The sequence below is a fragment of the Kitasatospora sp. NPDC022785 genome (assembly GCF_055561295.1).
The window spans coordinates 78,697-95,802 of record NZ_JBVHHB010000017.1; the positions used below are offsets into that span (position 1 = coordinate 78,697).

Sequence of the window (17,106 nt, forward strand, 5' to 3'; positions counted from 1 at the left end):
AGTGCCTGCCTTTCCCGTGACAGTTGTCACCCCCGGGGCGCCGGCGATGTCACTCGGCCCGGACGGCGATCAGGCAGGTGTCGTCCTCGGTGTCGGCCGGGCTGAGCTCCAACAACCGGTCGAGGTACTGCTCCAGGTCGTCGCCGGGGGCGCCGGCCGCGCGGATCAGCTCGTCCACCGAGTCCTCGACCGGCCGGTCGCGCCGCTCCACCAGCCCGTCGGTGTAGAGCAGCAGGACGTCGCCTGGGTCCAGCCGCCCGGTCCGCTCCTCGTACTCCGTCCCCTCCAGCGCCCCGAGCAGCACGCCGTGCGGCAGTGGCAGCACCTCCGCCCCGGCCCTGCCGAGCCGGATCGGCGGCAGGTGGCCCGCCCTGGCCCAGCGCAGCGCCCCGGTGACCGGGTCGAAGAGCACGCAGACGGCGGTGGCGGTGACCTCGCCGGGTTCGCGCAGGGCGACGGTGTTGGCCCAGCCGAGCAGCCGTCCGGGGCCGGCGCCGGTGACGGCGAGGCCGCGCAGTGCGTGCCGGAGCGCGACCATGCCGGTGGCCGCCCCGACGCCGTGGCCGGCCACGTCGCCGACGGCGAGCAGCACCTTCCGGTCGGGCAGCAGCAGGACGTCGTACCAGTCACCCCCGACCCGGTCGTGTTGGGCCGCCGGACGGTAGCGGACGGCGGCGTGCAGCCCGGTGGTGCCGAGCGGCGGCGGCTCGGGCGGCAGGATCGCCTGCTGGAGCCGGAGGGCGAGCCGCTCGCGCTCGGCGGCCTCCTGTTCGGTGTCGGCGAGCCGCTCCCGGGTGGCACCGAGCGCGACCTCGGTCCAGTGCTGGGAGGAGACGTCGTGGTACGCGCCGCGGACCGCGGTCAGCCGGCCCGCGTCGTCGACGACGGGCTCGGCGATGATCCGGGTGTAGCGCTGGGAGCCGTCGGGCCGGACCAGCCGGAAGACCGCGAAGGAGGAGCGGTGGCGCCGCTGGACGGTGTCCAGCAGGCGGCGGACGGCGGGCTCGTCGTCCGGGTGGGCGTGGTCGGCGAGGCGGGCCAGCGGGACGGGCGGGGCCTCGGGGGGCAGCCCGTAGAGTTCGGCGAGGCCGTCGTTCCAGAGGATCCGGCCGGTCGCGGTGGATTCCTCGAACCCGCAGACCCGGGCGAGCCGTTGGGCCTGGCGCAGCAGCCCGGCCTGCTCGCCCTCGCCGTCCCGTTCGGTGGTGAGCTGCCAGCTGACCAGCAGCCGTCCGTCCAGCGGGGCGACGGAGAGCCGGACGGTGGCGGGCAGCGGGGCGTCGCCGCGGCGGAAGACCAGGTGCAGGCGCTCGCCGGGCCGGGGTTCCCCGGTGGTGTGGGCGTCGGCGAGCAGGTCGTAGAGGCCGGCGGCGCAGGCGTCCGGGTAGGTCTCCAGCAGCGAGGCGCCCTCCAGTGCGGCGCGGGGGCGGTCGAGCGGGTCGCGGAACCGCGCGTTGGTCCGGGCGATCCGGAAGTCGGCCAACCGGCCGTCGCGGAGCAGCGGTTGCAGCAGCAACGCGGGGGTGAGCAGGCCGTCGAGCAGCGCACCGGCCGGGTCGGGTGCCGGCGGGCCTGGCGGGTCGGGCGGGTCGGTGGTGTCGAGCAGGGTGGCGCAGAGGTCGGCGAGGGCGTACAGCTGGCGGCGGAGGCTCTGGGTGAGGGCTGGGGCGGGCCCCGGCCAGAGCAGTTCGAGCGCGCCGCGGCACCGGCCGGCGTCGACCAGTGGAAGGACGGCGCGGTCGGCCGCGGGCCCGCCGACCGAGACGGCGGAGGGGCGCCGACCGGTGGGCCAGAGCTCGCGCCCGGTGTGCACGACGTACTGGGCGGGGGTGTCGACGCCCGGCGGGACGCGGCTCCAGGGCTGCGCCTCGGCGGTGGTCAGGCCCGCGTGGGCGGCCAGCGCGAGTGCTCCGCCGGGCAGACGCTGCCAGAGCACGACGGCGCGGGCGCCGAGTGGTCCGGCGCTCTGGTCGAGTACGGCCTCGGCCGCCCGTTGCAGGTCGGGGACGGCGGCCAGGGCCGGGGTGACGAGGAGGGGGCCGGGCCCGGCTGGTCCGCCGGGCCCGCCGGGCGGTTCGCCGGGCTCGCCGGGCGGTTCGCCGGGCTCGGGCGGCTTCACGGCCTCGGGCGGCTTCTGGGGCTCGGGCGACGTCTGGGGCTCGAACCGCCGCACGGCCTCGGGCGACGTCTGGAGCGCGGACAGCCGCACGGCCTCGGGCGCTCCCGCGAGGTCGGCGGCGAGCACGGCGACGGGCTGCCCGGCCTCACGGGCCAGCCGGGCGAGGCGGGCGGCGGCCTCGGCGGGCGTGCACCGCAGCCGTTCGGCGAGGATCCCGGTGGCGACGTCCACCGCGGCCCGGTCCCGTTCCCCGGCCCGCAGCCGGTCGGCGTCCTGCCGTAGCCGGCGGACGGTGTCGGCGAGCTCCTGCGCGACGGCCCCGGCACCGCCCTGCCCGGCACCGTGCCCGGCTGTCATGACACGTCCAGCCAGTGCCGCATCCGGTCGAGCAGGCGCTCGGTGTCGACGGGCTTGGTGATGTGGTCGTCGGCGCCGGCGTCCAGGCTCTTGGCCCGGTCGCCGGGCATCGCCTTGGCGGTGACGGCGATCACCGGGATCCGGGCGAGCCGCCGGTCGGCCCGGATCGCGCCGATCGCGGCGTAGCCGTCGAGCCCGGGCATCATCACGTCCATCAGGACCACGTCGGTCTCGGGGTGGGCGCGGAGTTGGTCGAGCCCGGCCCGGCCGTCGGCCGCGTACAGGACGGTCACGCCGCGCTGTTCCAGGGCGGCGGTGAGCGCGAACACGTTGCGCACGTCGTCGTCCACGATCAGGGCGGTACGCCCGGCGAGCGGCTCGTCGGCGGCCCGCGCGCGGTCCGGCGGGGCGATGGGACGCCCGCCCAGGCAGCCGATGATCCGTTCGCGCAGCTCGTCCAGGCCGGTGACGGTCTCGATCCCGCCGGGGCCCGGCCCGCCCGGCCCACCTGGCCCGTCGCCGCGGTAGCCGAGGACGGGCGCCTCGCCGACCCGCTCGCCCACCGCGGTCGCGGCCGCCCGGAGGAAGTCCGCGGGCAGCGCCAGGTCGAGGACGACGCAGCGGTACGGGCCCTGGTCGAGCGCGGCCCGCAGCCCGTCCTGGTCGCCGGCGGTGCGGACCAGGGCCGGGGGCGTCCGGTCGCCGAGCGCGGCCGCCGCGTTCCCGGCGAGCAGGGTCAGCAGTCCGGGCGGACCTGCCTCGACCACCAGCACGCTCGGCTCGGCCGGGGCCACGGGCGGGGCGGCTGCGGTGTCCTGCTCCCGCTCCCGCACCCGGGTGCCGAGCGGCAGGTAGAGGCTGAAGCAGCTGCCCGCGCCGGGGCTGGACTTGACGGTGATGGTGCCGCCGAGCAACCGGGCCAGCTCACGGCTGATCGACAACCCGAGGCCGGTGCCGCCGTAGCGACGGCTGGTGGTGCCGTCGGCCTGCTGGAAGGCGCCGAAGACGGTGTCCAGGTGGGCGGGGTCGATGCCGATGCCGGTGTCCTCCACCCGGAAAGCCACCGCCGCGCCGGCCCGGCCGAGTTCGTCCGGGAGGCCGGCGCCGGAGACGCGCTCGATCCTCAGCTCGACCCGCCCGGTGTCGGTGAACTTGAGCGCGTTGGACAGCAGGTTGCGCAGCACCTGGCGCAACCTGGCCTGGTCGGTGACCAGTTCTGCGGGCAGGGCCGGGTCGACGGTGACACCGAAGGCCAGTTCCTTCTGGTCGGCCAGCGGCTTGAACGCGGACTCGACGTACTCCAACAGCTCGCGCACGGCGAAGGGTTCGGGGCTGAGCTCCATCTTCCCGGCCTCGACCTTGGAGAGGTCGAGGATGTCGTTGATGAGCTGGAGCAGGTCGGAGCCGGCCGAGTGGATGACGCCCGCGTACTCGACCTGTTTGGACGTCAGGTTGCCGGCCGGGTTCTGGGCGAGCAACTGGGCGAGGATCAGCAGGCTGTTGAGCGGGGTGCGCAGCTCGTGGCTCATGTTGGCCAGGAACTCGGACTTGTACATCGAGGCGAGGCTGAGCTCCCGGGCCCGCTCCTCCAGCTCCTGCCGGGCCTGCTCGATCTCCAGGTTCTTGGCCTCGATGTCGCGGTTGCGCTCGGCCAACAGGGCCGCCTTCTCCTCCAGTTCGGCGTTGGAGCGCCGAAGCTCCTGCTGGCCTTCCTGCAACTCCTCGGACCGGGCCTGGAGTTCGGCGGTGAGCCGCTGGGACTCGCCGAGCAGTTCGTCGGTGCGCGCGTTGGCCAGCAGGGTGCCGATGTTGACGCCGCAGGACTCGGCGAACTGCTCCAGGAAGTCGCGGTGGACCTGGCTGAAGGGGTGGACGGAGGCGAACTCCAGCACGCCGATCAGCCACTCCTCCAAGGCGATCGGCAGGATCACCAGCGCGCGGGCGTCCGCCCGTCCGGCTCCGGAGGCGAGGGTGGCGTAGCCGGGCGGCAGGTCGTCGACGGCGACGGTGCGGCGGCTGCGGGCGGCCTGGCCGACCAGGGACTCGCCGAGCCGCAGCCGTTGCGGCCCCTCGCCGGCCGCACGGCCGTAGCAGCTGATCAGGACGAGCTCGGTGCCGGAGGGGGTCTCCTCGGCGAGGTAGAACGCGCCGAACTGGGCGCCGACCAGCGGCGTCAGCTCGTCGGTGATCATGTCGGCGACGGCCCGGATCTCCCGCCGGGCCTGGACGGCGCCGGAGAACCGGGCGAGGTTGGTCTTGAGCCAGTCCTGTTCCTGGTTGGCGCGGGTGGTCTCGCGCAGCGACCCGACCATCGCGTTGATGTTGTCCTTGAGGTCGGCGACCTCGCCGGAGGCGTCGACGGTGATCGACCGGGTGAGGTCCCCGGCGGCGACGGCGCTGGTCACCTCGGCGATCGCGCGGACCTGCCGGGTGAGGTTGCCGGCCAGGCCGTTGACGTTCTCGGTGAGCCGCTTCCAGGTGCCGGAGACGCCCTCGACCTCGGCCTGGCCGCCCAGCCGGCCCTCGCTGCCGACCTCCCGGGCGACCCGGGTCACCTCGGCGGCGAACGAGGAAAGCTGGTCGACCATGGTGTTGATGGTGGTCTTCAGCTCCAGGATCTCGCCGCGGGCGTCCACGTCGATCTTGAGCGTGAGGTCGCCCTGGGCGACGGCGGTGGTGACCTGGGCGATGTTGCGGACCTGGTTGGTCAGGTTGTTCGCCATCGAGTTGACGTTCTCGGTGAGGTCCTTCCACGTCCCGGCGACGTTCGGGACGAGCGCCTGGCCGCCGAGGATGCCCTCGGTGCCGACCTCGCGGGCGACGCGCGTCACCTCGTCGGCGAACGCGGACAGGGTGTCCACCATGGTGTTGATCGCGTCGGCGAGCGCCGCCACCTCGCCCTCGGCCTCGACGGTGATCCGGCGCGAGAGGTCTCCGCGGGCGACCGCCGTCGCCACCTCGGACATCGAGCGGACCTGTCCGGTGAGGTTGGAGGCCATCACGTTGACGTTGTCGGTGAGGTCCTTCCAGGTGCCCGAGACACCCCGGACGGTGGCCTGCCCGCCGAGGTTGCCGGCCGTGCCGACCTCCCGGGCCACCCGGGTGACCTCGTCCGCGAAGGCGGAGAGCTGGTCGACCATCGTGTTGATGGTCTCCTTGAGCTCCAGGATCTCGCCGCGCGCGTCCACCCGGACCTTCTGGGTGAGGTCGCCGTCGGCGACCGCGGTGGCGACCTGGGCGATCGCCCGGACCTGGCTGGTGAGGTTGCCGGCCATGAAGTTCACCGAGTCGGTGAGGTCCCGCCAGGTTCCGGCCACCCCGGGCACCTGCGCCTGCCCGCCGAGCCGCCCGTCGGTGCCCACCTCACGGGCCACCCGGGTCACCTCGTCCGCGAAGGCGGAGAGCTGGTCGACCATCGTGTTGACGGTGTTCTTGAGCTCCAGGATCTCGCCGCGCGCGTCCACCTCGATCTTCTGGGTGAGGTCGCCGCGGGCCACCGCCGTGGTGACCTGGGCGATGTTCCGCACCTGCGAGGTCAGGTTGCCCGCCATCGCGTTGACGGAGTCGGTGAGGTCCTGCCACGTGCCGAAGACGCCGGGCACCTGTGCCTGTCCGCCGAGCCGCCCGTCGGTGCCCACCTCACGGGCGACCCTGGTCACCTCGGAGGTCACCCGGGAGAGTTGCTCGGCCATGCCGTTGAAGACAGTGGCGATCTCGCCGAGCAAGCCGGGCTGGTCGGCGGCGAGCCGGGTGCCGAAGTCTCCGTCGCGCACCGCCGTCAGGCCGTCCAGCAGCCGGCGCAGGCCTGACTCGGCCAGCTCCGCGGGCGGGTCGGCGGGCGTGGCCGACGAGTCCACCGGGAGGTCGTCCACTGGTCCCAGCCTCCGGATCGGGCGCACGGCGGGGCGCTCCGTCCGGGCTGCCCCGAGCTGTGGGGGCGGCGGCGCCGCCCCGTTCCACTCTGCCACCGGAGGGACGGCGGCGACACGTGGGCCTCGGCCCGCACACACCGGCCCGATCCGCTAGGGCGGTGCCTCGCCCCGGATCCGGAAGGCATCCGTGGCGCCGGTGAGTTCGAGCATCCGCAGCACCAGCGGCCGGGGGCGGGCCAGTTCGATCCGGCTGCCGTCGTCCTCGGCGCGGGCCCGGGCGCGCAGCATCACGTTCAGGCCGGTCGAGTCGCAGAACTCCAGGCCCCCGCAGTCGATCACGACGACGGTGCCGGGGCTCTCCAGCGCGCGGTCCAGGGCGGCGCGCACCGGCTCGGCGGTGTCGAGGTCGAGTTCACCGCGGAGGGTGAGCACCGTTCCCTCGGCCCACGGGCGCGCCTCGACGGTCAGCCCGCCCGGTTCGGCCGCCGGGTCGGCGTTCTTCGGCGTGCGACGCTTCATGGGCTCGGCTCCTCCCGCCCGCGTCTGCCGGGTCCTTCCACGATAGGCCTGTTCGGCCTGGTCCGGGGCCGCCTGCGGGACCGGTCCCGTTCCGCATCCGCCGGGGGCGGTCAGGTCCCTCCCGCCATGGTTCGGTGCCCGACTCCCGGGTAGACGCGGCGCAGGAACAGGGGACCCGACCGGCCGTACCGGCGGAGAGCCCGACCGGAGAGCCCGACGGCCCGGGCACCGAGGAGGAGAGCGCCATGCCCCGAGGATCGAGCCCCAAGCGGGAGCGACAGTACGAGCACATCAAGGAGAGCGCGCTCGACCGCGGCGAGAGCAGGGAGCGGGCCGAGGAGATCGCCGCCCGGACGGTGAACAAGGAAAGGGCCCGCCACGGCGAGTCCAGGACGGCGAGCCGCTCCTCCACCCACGACATCTCCTCCGGCCGGCGGGGCGGTCTGCGCTCGCACCAGGGCGCCCAGGGCCCCACCTACGACCAGCTGTACAACGAGGCCAAGCAGCGCAACATCAAGGGGCGTTCGAAGATGAACAAGCGGGAGCTGGAGCACGCGCTCGGACGCTAGCGCCGAGCACGCGCCCGGACGCCGAGCGACACACGGCGCAGCCCGCCCTGCGGAAGGAGGCGGTCGCGATGACCGTACCGACACCCCCTGACCCGGACACCGGTCCGTTCCCCCACCCGTACCCCGGCCCGCCCAAGCCCGGCCGGGAGCCCGATCCGGCACCCCCGCCGGTCCCTCCCTTCCCGGACCCGCTGCCGGGTCCGGACCCGGCGCCGCGTCCGGAGCCCCCGCCCGACGCCGCCGTCCGGCGCATCCCCTCGCCGTCCGGCAACGTGACCCGCGCCCGGGCCTGCCGCTCGACCACGCGCAGCCCGTGACCGCCGGGGCGGCCGTGTCCCGGGAAGGTGTCCTCGCCCGCCGGGCGGCAGAACCGGCCCGCGCGGCCGGACCGGCGCCGCCGGGCCGACAGGGGCGAGGGAGGCGAATGCCGTGACGACCCCGGAGACCGGCGGCCCGGCCGCCTCACCCGACCCTCCCCGGACGGGCCGGCACGAGTCGCCGGAGGAGCGGGCCGACCGCCGCTGGGGCGAGATGCTCCAGGAGGTGCGAGTGGCACAGACCGGCTCGCAGATCCTCTTCGGCTTCCTGCTGAGCGTGGTCTTCATGCCCCGCTTCGCCCAACTCGGCGACTTCGACCGCGGACTCTACGTGCTGACGGTGGTCATGGGCGCCCTGGCCACCGGTGCACTGACCGCCCCCGTCTCGTACCACCGGGTGCTGGCCGGCCGCCGCCTCAAACCACAGCTGGTGGACGGCGCGGCGCGTCTCGTCGGGGTCGGGCTGGTGCTGCTGGCCCTCACCGTCAGCTCGGCTCTGCTGCTCCTGCTGCGGGTCGCCACAGGTTCGGCGACGACGGCCGCGGGGATCACCGCGGGCGTCATGCTCTGGTTCGCCGCCTGTTGGCTGGTCCTGCCCGTCCAGGCGCTGCGCCGCCACCACGGGCACGGGCCCGACCGGGGTCAGGACCGGCCCTGAGCCCGGCTCGCCGTCAACCCCACCACTGCTCGGGGACGGCGTCCGCCTCCTCCGGCGGGCCGGCCGCCGGAGGGGCCGGTTCGGGGCCGGCCGTGACCAGCAGGCCGTCGCTCCCGGCCGCGGCCACCCGGTAGCCGGATTCGCGCAGCACCACGGCGACGGCCCCGCTGACCGCCGCCCGGATGCCCTCGGCGGGCGGCGGCCCCGCCGCACCCTCGTGCCCGCCTGCCACTGCCGCGCCTGCCGCGTCGGCCTGACCGGTCGGCTCCGCCCGCTCCGGGGCGGGGGTCCAGCCCACCACCACGCCCTGCGGCCGGTGGCCGATCCGCAGGCCCGACGGGCCCGGCCCGGTGTCGAACCCGGCGCGGGCCAGGGTCGCGGTCACGTCCTCGAAGAGTTCCCGGTGATCCACCATTGGCGCAGCGTAGGCCCCTGGGCGCGCCCTCCCGGCGCACGGCGCGCGCCGAAACGGTTCAGCGCCCCGCCAACAGCACCCGGGCGCACCACACCCGCTCCCACCGGCGGCCGATCGCCCCGCACACCCCCCGGACGGCCCGACACGAGCGGCCGTACGGGCCGATGGACGTGCACAGGCGGCCCCCTGCCGACAGCATGACAGAGTAAGCGCTCCATCACTTTGAGCAACGTGGCCAGTGGATCGGCGGATCCGCGCGCCGGCGAACCCGGCGGCCCCGTATCGAGAGGTCCCATGATCACATCAATCCGCCGGCCGGCAGCTCCGCAGGCGGGCTCCCCGGTCGGTACGCAGCGGACGCCGGGGAGCCGGTCGTGAGCAGCCACCAGAAGTCGCGCCCGGGACCGGCCAACAGCACGCGTGCGGCGCCCGCGAACAAGGCCGAGGCCCTCGCCGACTGGACCGACGGCCGGCTCGGCATCTACGCCCTGGCCAAATCCAACATCCGCAAGATCTTCCCGGACCACTGGTCCTTCATGTTGGGCGAGATCTGCCTGTACACCTTCGTCGTCATCATCCTGACCGGTGTCTGGCTGACCCTGTTCTTCAAGCCCTCGATGGCCGAGGTGATCTACGAGGGCAGGTACATCCCGCTCAGGGGCGTCCAGATGTCCGAGGCCTACGCCTCGACCGTGGACATCAGCTTCGACCTGCGCGGCGGTCTGCTGATCCGTCAGATCCACCACTGGGCGGCGATCGTCTTCGTCGCCGCCATGCTCGTGCACATGATGCGGGTGTTCTTCACCGGGGCGTTCCGCAAGCCGCGCGAGATCAACTGGCTCTTCGGCGCGGGCCTGCTCATCCTCGGCATGTTCGACGGCTTCATGGGCTACTCGCTGCCCGACGACCTGCTCTCCGGCACCGGCCTCCGGTTCATGGAGGGGGCGATCCTCGCCGTCCCGATCGTCGGCACCTACATGAGCTTCTTCCTCTTCGGCGGGCAGTTCCCCGGCACGGAGATCGTGCCGCGGCTGTTCACCGTGCACATCCTGCTGATCCCGGGGATCATGCTGGGCCTGCTGGTGGCCCACCTGATCCTGGTCTTCTACCACAAGCACACCCAGTTCGCCGGGCCCGGCCGCACCCGTGACAACGTGGTCGGCATGCCGCTGATGCCGGTCTACATGGCCAAGGCGGGCGGGTTCTTCTTCCTGGTGTTCGGCGTGATCGCCGTGATGTCGGCGATCGCCACCGTCAACCCCATCTGGGCGTACGGCCCGTACCGGCCCGACCAGGTGTCCACCGACGCCCAACCGGACTGGTACATGGGGTACTCCGAGGGCCTGATCCGCGTGATGCCGGGCTGGGAGATCAGCGTCTGGGGCGGACACACCCTCAACATGGGCGTCTTCATCCCGCTGATGATCTTCCCGACGGTGCTGGTGGCGCTCTGGTCCTACCCCTTCCTGGAGGCCTGGATCACCGGCGACAAGCGTGAGCACCACATCGCCGACCGCCCGCGCAACGCCCCCGTCCGCACCGCCTTCGGCGCGGCCTGGATCAGCCTCTACCTGGTGCTGCTGGCCGGCGGCGGCAACGACCTGCTCGCCACCCACTTCGACCTGTCGATCAACGCGATCACCTACGCGGTGCGGATCGGCTTCTTCGTGGCGCCGGTGGTGGTCTTCGTGATCGTCAAGCGGTGGTGCCTGGGCCTCCAGCGCCGCGACAAGGAGAAGGTGCTGCACGGCCGGGAGACCGGCGTCATCAGGCGGCTCCAGCACGGCGAGTTCATCGAGGTGCACGCGCCGCTGCCGCAGGGCTCCCTGCACACCCTCACCGACCACGACCAGCCGCGGCCGGTCGTCCTGCCGGCCGAGGTGGACGAGAACGGGGTGGCCCGGCGGGCCGGCCTGCTCGCGCGGCTGCGGGCCCAGCTCTCGCGCGGCTTCTACGGCGCGGGCAGCCAGATCCCCAAGCCCACCGCGGAGGAGCACGAGGAGATCACCAGCGGCCACGGCCACCACTGACCCGCGCGCCGGTACGACAGGGCCCGCCACGCCGTCTCGCGCGTGGCGGGCCCTGTGCCGTCTGCGGACCGGCCCGGCCGGCCCCTCCTCCCCCTGAGCGCTCAGCCGCGCAGGGCGGCGGGAACCACCGCGCAGAGCGCGGCCGCGAACGTCACCGAGAGGCAGAGGGCGGCCCAGCGGGCGCAGATCCGACGGCACTCGCTGCGGTAGCGGGCCGCCAGCTGCCGGCACCGCTCCACGGCCCGGTCGACCACGTCCTCGGCATAGCGCAACCGGTCGGCCGCGTAGGCCTGTTCGAGGCTCTCCCGCTCGCCGGGCGAGAGCCAGGGGAACCGGTCGGCGAAGGCCCGCGCGTCGCGCTCGGCCGCCGACACCTCGGCCTCCCAGGCGAGATAGCCCTCCAGCCGGGCGATCTCCACCTTGGGGTCCACCCGGCCGCTCCCGCCTTCCGCCCGGCCGCCCCCGCCGCCCGGCCGTCCGTCCGCCTTGCCGCCCACCCGGGCGCTCGCCGCCCCGGCGCTCTTGCCCGGCCGAGCGCCCCGTGCTCTCGGCGGGCGCTGTCTGCCACCCATGACCGCTCCTTGTCCAGCACCCGGGCACCGCGGCGAGCAGCACTGCGGCAGCGGCGCGCACCTGTCGAGATCGGCCGGCCCGACCCCGCACGGGGCCCCGTGGCGCAACCACGCAACTACTATCAGTGACCAGTCGTGGAAGGTGGGCCGACTCGCCGGGGCACGGCCGCCGACACGGCTCCGACCTGCGAAGACGGGGGCGCCGCCCGGCATCGACGGGGTGCACGGGTGGGTGGCCCGGCGCACTGCGCCGACAGGGAGCGCCCGCGGCGCGGCGAGCGCCCCGCCAGACCGGTGACACCCGGAAAGGCCATCGGCACGCTCCGCACACACGCCTGTACGATCGGCGATCTAGGCGGCCCTCTGCCCGGCCGCCGGTCCGGCCCGCCCCGGTCCGTCCGGGGCTCGAACCAGGAGGTCTGCCATGCCCGACGCCGGTCGGTTCAGCGATGTCGGCGAGCAGGGCTCGCGGGCGGTCATGGAGGCGGCCGCGGTGTTGGAGCGCGAGCTCGCCGCCGGGCTGACGGACGCCAAGGCGGCCGGTGACCGGCTCACCGGAGAACACCGCGTCGACCCGGACGAGTTCGGCCGGCTGGTGCAGCGCGTGTCGGAGAACACCCACGAGCTGATCGACGCCGTCAGCGACCGGCTGCTCGGCAACACCTCCGGCGAGGCCGCCGAGCACACCCAGCGGCTGGCCGCCAACGCGCACGACGTCCTCGACCTGCTGCTCAACCTGAGCACCCTCGCCCCGGGCTTCGCCAACCGGTCGATGCAGAACACCTTCGGCCCGCAGCAGAGCCCGGCCCAGCGCCCCGGCGGGGCCGAAGGCCACCAGGGGTGACGGCCGCGGCGCCACCGCTCCCCGGCGGGGAGCAGCTGGTCGAGCGGGTGCTGGACCGGTACCGGGCGCGGACGGTGACGGCGCTGCTGCGCCACATCCCGGAGCAGAGCCCGCCGTACCTCTACGAGCTGGCCGCCGACTACCCGGCCCGGCCGTGCAAGGGGCTGCGGGCCGCGCTCTGCCTGGCCACCTGTGCCGCGTTCGGCGGCCGCCCGGAGCGCGCGCTCAACCCGGCGGTGACGGTCGAGCTCTTCCACAACGGGTTCCTGATCCACGACGACATCCAGGACGGCAGCGAGCTGCGCCGCGGCGAGCCCACGCTCTCCGCCGCCTACGGTGTCGAGGTCGCGCTGAACGTCGGCAACGCCACCAACCTGCTCGGGCTCCAGCGGCTGATGGCCAACCGGCGGGAGCTGGGCGGCGGGCTGGCCTGGCGGCTCTTCGAGGAGACCGAGCTGATGTGCCGCCAGTCGCTGGAGGGCCAGGCGCTGGAGATCGCCTGGATCCGCGACAACGCCTGCGAACTGGTGCCCGCCGACTACTACCGGATGTGCCTCAAGAAGACGTCCTGGTACACCTTCCTCTACCCGTGCCGAAGCGGCCTGCTGGTCGCCGAGGGCGCGGGCACCGACGCCAACCGGCTGGACCGGTTCGGCTGGTACCTGGGCGCCGCCTACCAGATCCAGGACGACGTGCTCAACCTGGTCGGCACGCTGGCCGACTACGGCAAGGAGATCGCCGGGGACCTCTGGGAGGGCAAGCGCACGCTGCTGCTGATCCACCTGCTGGAGCGCTGCACCCCGGCCGAACGCGCCCGCACCGAGCGCTACCTGCACGGCACCCGGGCCCAGCGCGGCCTCGGCGCGGCGGAGGACGTCCGCTGGCTGCTCGACCGGATGGCCGCGTACGGCTGCGTGGAGAGCGCCCGCGAGGCCGCCGCCGGTCTGGTCGCCGCCGCTGAGCGGGAGATCGCGGAGGTGCTGGCGGCCGCCCCGCCGCCGGACGGACCGTCCGAGGAGGCCGCGGAGGCCCGGGAGTTCCTGCTCGCCCTGCCCGGCTTCGTGGTGGCCCGGGGGCGATGAGCCCCGGGCGTACCCCCCATGTTCACCCGGTGCGCTCCGGGCAAGCCCTAAGATCCACGACTGCGGACCGGGAACCGGTCGTGGAGTGGCCGGCGTCACCGGGGATGACGTCGCCGGGGCGGAGCATGGGGGTGGCCGATGTCCGTACGATCCGGGCTGCGCGGGCTGGAGCGGCTGGCCCGCCCGCTGCCCGCCGGGGTGGACGTGTACCAGTTGCGGCCGGACGGCCACGTCCTGGTCGCCGACCGGGACGGCGCCCGGGAGCTGGGGCCCGGCAGCGCGCACGGCGTGGCCGGCGAGGAGCTGTTGCGGTTCATCGACGAGGGCCAGTTCGCTCACTACCTGGTCGGTGACGCCAAGACCTCGCCCGAGCGGCCCTCCAACGCCACCTACAAGCTCGGCATCGTCGCCCCGCACAGCGCGTTCACCCCGCACGCGCACGGCGGCGAGCACCTGGTGCTGAGCCTGGGTCACGCCTCCTGCGGGCTGTACGACTCCGAGCACCGCCGGGTCGTGGACGTGCCGCTCACGCCCGGGCTGCTGATCCGCATACCGGAGCTGATGCCGCACTCCTTCGCCAACCGGGGCGCCGGGCCGCTCAACATCCTGGCCGCCAACACCGGGTTCGGCATCGACCACGAGGACTACGCGATCACCGCGGCCGAGGCCGAGCGCCGCGACGACGCCCAACTGGCCTCCGCCCTAAGGGAAGTGGAACGGAACCAGCGCGTGGGTACGGTCAGCCCGAGAGAGCGGCTGGCCGCCCGGCTGCGTCGCTTCGCCGCGACGCTGGAGACACCGCGATGATCTGCCCGCACTGCGACGCACCCACCCGTCTGAGTACTTCGCACCCCCGGAACTGAGTATCCGTCCGCTGATCTCCGCGGCGCCGGGCGGCGAGGATCGGTGCATGACCAAGACCGCCTTCCGGCGCCACGAGAACTGGTGGCGCGCGCCGATGATCTCCACCCTGGTGACGGGGCTCTGCCTGCCGGTCGCGTGCGGCCTGCGCGGGCTCGCGGAGATGGCCACCGACCCGTGCGACGGGCCCGGCTCCTGCCCCTCCACCTACGCCCAACTGGCCTTCGCCGACCACCTGTTGCAGGCCGTCCTGGTGCTGGTCGTGGTGCAGTGGCCGGTGGCCTACCTCGCGTCGCCCGCGCGGGTGTGGGCCGCGCTGACGCCGGGCGCGACCCTGGGGCTGGCCGTGCTCACGATGGTCGGCACCCACCCCGGGGCATGAGGTCAGGCGAACGCCGAGGGGCGGCCGAGGGCGACCAGGCGGTGGTCCTTGGTGCCGACGTAGATCCGGCCCTTGTCGGTGGCCGGCACGGAGAACTTGCTGACCGTGCCGAGCGGGAAGGACCGGCGCAGCTTGAGCGTGCCGCCCACCGGGACGGGGTCGTAGGCGCGCAGTTCGCCGCCCTCGCCGTACTGGCCGGTGCCGGACCAGATCACCCAGACCAGGGCGGAGCCGGTGCGGGTGCCGTCGGAGGTGACGACGGGTGAGCCGGACATCTTGAGGAAGTCCTCGGCGCTGGTGCCGGCGGTGGTCAGCTGCGGGGTGCCGGAGGCGGAGACGGAGTACTTGAGGGCGCGGAGCTTGCCGTAGTTCTCGACGGTGTAGACGTAGCCGCCGTCGCCGCCCCAGACGGCGGGGTGGCCCCAGACGCCGCCGTGGGGGCCGGTGATGCCGACGGCCTTGTCGGTGCCGCCGGGGCCCTGGCCCATGCCGCCGAGGTCGTCGCGGTCGAGCAGGAAGATCCGGCCGTCCTTGCCGACCTGGACGAGGAGCCGGGGGTGCGCGGGGGTGCCGAAGACGTCGGCGGGGAGGGCGACCGGGCCGCCGGACCCGAGGTCGGTGTCCTTCTTGTCGAGGGTGGTGTTGTTGGTGGGGCTGAAGAAGTCCTTCGGGGTGAAGGTTCCGTCGCCGTTGACGGCGAAGCGGATCACCGACTCGCCGAGGCCGCCGGGCGGTTTGCTGCCGGGCCCCTGGGCGGGTGAGGCGCCGGCGCCCTGGCCATTGGCGGTGCTGAGGATGATCCGGCCGGGGCCGTCGGAGACGAGGCCGCTGCCGGCCATCCAGATGGAGGCCCGCTGGGTGTCGGAGCCGGCCACCGTGGACCAGAGGGTGAGTTTGCGGGTGCCGGTGTCGAGGCCGGCCAGGGTGCCGATGTAGTCGCCGATGCCGCAGAGCGAGCCGAAGCCGAAGTAGATGTGCCCGTCGAGGAGGAGCAGCCCGGGGCGCTGGAGCGAGCGGTAGGCGCTGAACGGCTTTCCGGGGGCGTTGACCGGGTCGCCCTGGACGGTGACCGGCCAGCCGCTGCGCTCGGCGCCGCTCTGGGCGTCGACGGCGTGCACGTAGTAGTGCGGGTGCTTGTCGTCGGGGCCGTCGTTGACCTTGCTGGTGAGGTAGACGGTGCCGGTGGCCGGGTCGTACACCGGGGTGGAGGTGGTGCCGACGTTGGGGCCGGGGTCGGAGCAGCCGATGGCGGCGGACGGCCAGGCCGGGCCCATCTCACGGTGCCAGGTGATCTTCCCGGTGTTGGCGCTGATCCCGTAGACGTGGTTGGTCTCGGTGGCGACGACCACGGTCGGGCCGATGACCAGCGGCTGGGCGAAGACCTGGCCGTCGAGCGGGGTGGAGAAGCGGACGCCGAAGTCGGACTTGGCGACCTCCTCGGGGCCGAGCCCGGGTTCGTCGCGGTCCCAGGCGGTCCGTTCGGTGGTGACGGAGACGGTGGTGACGTCGGCGCGGGCGGCGGCCGCAGGGGCCAGCAGGGTGAGGCCTGCGAGTACCGCGGCGGCCCTGGCGGACCGTCTGTTGGTTCGGTTCATGGCGCCCATGGTTCGGCGTCAGGCGCGGGGCCACCAGCGGAGGTGGTCCAGTCGGCGGTAGGCCGTTCGCCGCGTTCCGTCCTCCGGGCGGGGCAGGTTGATCTATGGTCGTCGCGGCGCGCGCCACCGGGCGTGCGACGGGAGAGGGCGGAGAAGCGGTGCGATTCGGAATCATCGGCACGGGCACGGTCGGGCAGACGCTCGCGGACAAGCTGGTGGCGCTCGGCCACGAGGTGACGCTGGGCTCGCGGACCAAGGACAACGAGAAGGCGGTCGCCTGGGCCGCGAAGGCGGGCCCGAACGGGCACCACGGCACCTTCGCCGACGCGGCCGCGTTCGGTGAGGTGGTGCTGAACGCCACCGCGGGGACGGTCTCGCTGGCGGCTCTGCGGGCGGCGGGCGCCGAGCGGCTGGCCGGCAAGGTGCTGGTCGACATCTCCAACCCGCTGGTCTTCTCCGCCGAGGGCGCAGCGACGCTGGACCCGGTGAACACCGACAGCGTGGGCGAGCAGATCCAGCGGGAGTTCCCGGACGCCCGGGTGGTGAAGGCGCTGAACACGCTGTCCGCGCCGGTGATGGTCGACCCGGGCCGGGTGCCGGGCGAGCACAACCTGTTCGTGGCCGGGGACGACGCCGGTGCGAAGGCCGAAGTGGTGGCGCTGCTGGGCGAGTTCGGCTGGCCGGCCGGGTCGGTCCTGGACCTCGGCGGGATCTCGTCCGCGCGGGGCATGGAGATGCTGATGCCGTTCTGGATCCAGCTGATGCGCACCTTCGGCACGACCGACTTCAACTACTCCCTCAAGCGCGCGCAGTAGCCGCCCCGACGGGAGCGTCCCCGTCCCTTCCGCTGCACGGAAGGGACGGGGACGCGGCCTACAGGGGCCCGGCCCATCGGAGGCACGGCCCACCAGGGG

General features: G+C 74.0%; 14 protein-coding genes. 8 read left to right on the forward strand and 6 right to left on the reverse strand.

Going from position 1 to position 17,106, the window contains the following annotated elements; all coding sequences use genetic code 11:
* Positions 1-49: 49 nt before the first annotated feature.
* From ACZ3YO_RS24670 to ACZ3YO_RS24680, 3 genes are all read right to left on the reverse strand, one after another.
* On the reverse strand, positions 50-2,476 hold the full coding sequence (locus tag ACZ3YO_RS24670; protein WP_465572979.1) for a SpoIIE family protein phosphatase: 2,427 nt from the start codon (positions 2,474-2,476) through the stop codon (positions 50-52).
* Positions 2,473-6,348 carry a hybrid sensor histidine kinase/response regulator gene (locus ACZ3YO_RS24675; RefSeq protein ID WP_465572982.1) on the reverse strand — a complete coding sequence of 1,292 codons (3,876 nt, stop codon included), beginning with the start codon at positions 6,346-6,348 and terminating at the stop codon, positions 2,473-2,475. Before ACZ3YO_RS24675 ends, ACZ3YO_RS24670 begins: the two co-directional genes overlap by 4 nt.
* 150 nt (positions 6,349-6,498) lie before the next feature.
* Positions 6,499-6,867 (reverse strand): STAS domain-containing protein, encoded by a 369-nt coding sequence (locus ACZ3YO_RS24680; protein WP_465572985.1) that lies wholly within the window; start codon positions 6,865-6,867, stop codon positions 6,499-6,501.
* 245 nt (positions 6,868-7,112) lie between these two features.
* On the opposite strand from ACZ3YO_RS24680, the gene ACZ3YO_RS24685 reads away from it, so the two are divergent.
* Both ACZ3YO_RS24685 and ACZ3YO_RS24690 read left to right on the forward strand, forming a co-directional pair.
* A complete protein-coding gene (locus ACZ3YO_RS24685; RefSeq protein ID WP_465572988.1) occupies positions 7,113-7,436 on the forward strand; it encodes a plasmid stabilization protein in 324 nt (107 codons plus the stop codon).
* 429 nt (positions 7,437-7,865) lie between these two features.
* Positions 7,866-8,411, forward strand: a complete 546-nt coding sequence (locus tag ACZ3YO_RS24690) for a DUF6328 family protein (RefSeq protein WP_465572990.1) — start codon at positions 7,866-7,868, stop codon at positions 8,409-8,411.
* Positions 8,412-8,424: 13 nt separating this feature from the next.
* On the opposite strand, the gene ACZ3YO_RS24695 is transcribed toward ACZ3YO_RS24690, so the two are convergent.
* Positions 8,425-8,826, reverse strand: a complete 402-nt coding sequence (locus ACZ3YO_RS24695) for a hypothetical protein (protein WP_465572993.1) — start codon at positions 8,824-8,826, stop codon at positions 8,425-8,427.
* A gap of 374 nt (positions 8,827-9,200) precedes the next feature.
* Here ACZ3YO_RS24695 and qcrB point away from each other — a divergent pair, with 374 nt between their 5' ends.
* Positions 9,201-10,856 carry a cytochrome bc1 complex cytochrome b subunit gene (gene qcrB / locus ACZ3YO_RS24700; protein WP_465572996.1) on the forward strand — a complete coding sequence of 552 codons (1,656 nt, stop codon included), beginning with the start codon at positions 9,201-9,203 and terminating at the stop codon, positions 10,854-10,856.
* A gap of 101 nt (positions 10,857-10,957) precedes the next feature.
* Here the strand turns inward: qcrB and ACZ3YO_RS24705 are convergent, their stop codons facing one another.
* Positions 10,958-11,428, reverse strand: coding sequence for a hypothetical protein (locus ACZ3YO_RS24705; RefSeq protein ID WP_465552316.1), 471 nt, complete (start codon positions 11,426-11,428; stop codon positions 10,958-10,960).
* Between the two features lie 424 nt (positions 11,429-11,852).
* On the opposite strand from ACZ3YO_RS24705, the gene ACZ3YO_RS24710 reads away from it, so the two are divergent.
* The 4 genes from ACZ3YO_RS24710 (at position 11,853) to ACZ3YO_RS24725 (ending at position 14,597) form a co-directional block, all read left to right on the forward strand.
* Entirely contained in the window at positions 11,853-12,272 is a 420-nt protein-coding gene (locus ACZ3YO_RS24710) for a hypothetical protein (RefSeq protein ID WP_465573041.1), read from the forward strand.
* Positions 12,269-13,354 carry a polyprenyl synthetase family protein gene (locus ACZ3YO_RS24715; RefSeq protein WP_465573043.1) on the forward strand — a complete coding sequence of 362 codons (1,086 nt, stop codon included), beginning with the start codon at positions 12,269-12,271 and terminating at the stop codon, positions 13,352-13,354. Before ACZ3YO_RS24710 ends, ACZ3YO_RS24715 begins: the two co-directional genes overlap by 4 nt.
* Positions 13,355-13,492: 138 nt before the next feature.
* The gene (locus ACZ3YO_RS24720; protein WP_465573045.1) at positions 13,493-14,161 is read left to right on the forward strand and encodes a cupin domain-containing protein; all 669 of its coding nucleotides are present in this window, start codon (positions 13,493-13,495) and stop codon (positions 14,159-14,161) included.
* Between the two features lie 103 nt (positions 14,162-14,264).
* On the forward strand, positions 14,265-14,597 hold the full coding sequence (locus ACZ3YO_RS24725) for a hypothetical protein (protein WP_465573047.1): 333 nt from the start codon (positions 14,265-14,267) through the stop codon (positions 14,595-14,597).
* Positions 14,598-14,599: 2 nt separating this feature from the next.
* Here ACZ3YO_RS24725 and ACZ3YO_RS24730 read toward each other — a convergent pair whose 3' ends face one another.
* Positions 14,600-16,192 (reverse strand): outer membrane protein assembly factor BamB family protein, encoded by a 1,593-nt coding sequence (locus ACZ3YO_RS24730; RefSeq protein ID WP_465573049.1) that lies wholly within the window; start codon positions 16,190-16,192, stop codon positions 14,600-14,602.
* Between the two features lie 158 nt (positions 16,193-16,350).
* Here ACZ3YO_RS24730 and ACZ3YO_RS24735 point away from each other — a divergent pair, with 158 nt between their 5' ends.
* On the forward strand, positions 16,351-17,007 hold the full coding sequence (locus tag ACZ3YO_RS24735) for an NADPH-dependent F420 reductase (protein WP_465573051.1): 657 nt from the start codon (positions 16,351-16,353) through the stop codon (positions 17,005-17,007).
* Positions 17,008-17,106 lie beyond the last annotated feature (99 nt).

Bases quoted from the DNA above. Each gene is read 5' to 3' on its own strand.
- ACZ3YO_RS24680 (WP_465572985.1), bottom strand. From the start codon at position 6,867: ATGAAGCGTCGCACGCCGAAGAACGCCGACCCGGCGGCCGAACCGGGC.
- ACZ3YO_RS24710 (WP_465573041.1), top strand. From the start codon at position 11,853: ATGCCCGACGCCGGTCGGTTCAGCGATGTCGGCGAGCAGGGCTCGCGG.
- ACZ3YO_RS24705 (WP_465552316.1), bottom strand. From the start codon at position 11,428: ATGGGTGGCAGACAGCGCCCGCCGAGAGCACGGGGCGCTCGGCCGGGC.
- ACZ3YO_RS24670 (WP_465572979.1), bottom strand. From the start codon at position 2,476: ATGACAGCCGGGCACGGTGCCGGGCAGGGCGGTGCCGGGGCCGTCGCG.
- ACZ3YO_RS24695 (WP_465572993.1), bottom strand. From the start codon at position 8,826: ATGGTGGATCACCGGGAACTCTTCGAGGACGTGACCGCGACCCTGGCC.
- ACZ3YO_RS24725 (WP_465573047.1), top strand. From the start codon at position 14,265: ATGACCAAGACCGCCTTCCGGCGCCACGAGAACTGGTGGCGCGCGCCG.
- ACZ3YO_RS24720 (WP_465573045.1), top strand. From the start codon at position 13,493: ATGTCCGTACGATCCGGGCTGCGCGGGCTGGAGCGGCTGGCCCGCCCG.
- ACZ3YO_RS24685 (WP_465572988.1), top strand. From the start codon at position 7,113: ATGCCCCGAGGATCGAGCCCCAAGCGGGAGCGACAGTACGAGCACATC.
- ACZ3YO_RS24730 (WP_465573049.1), bottom strand. From the start codon at position 16,192: ATGAACCGAACCAACAGACGGTCCGCCAGGGCCGCCGCGGTACTCGCA.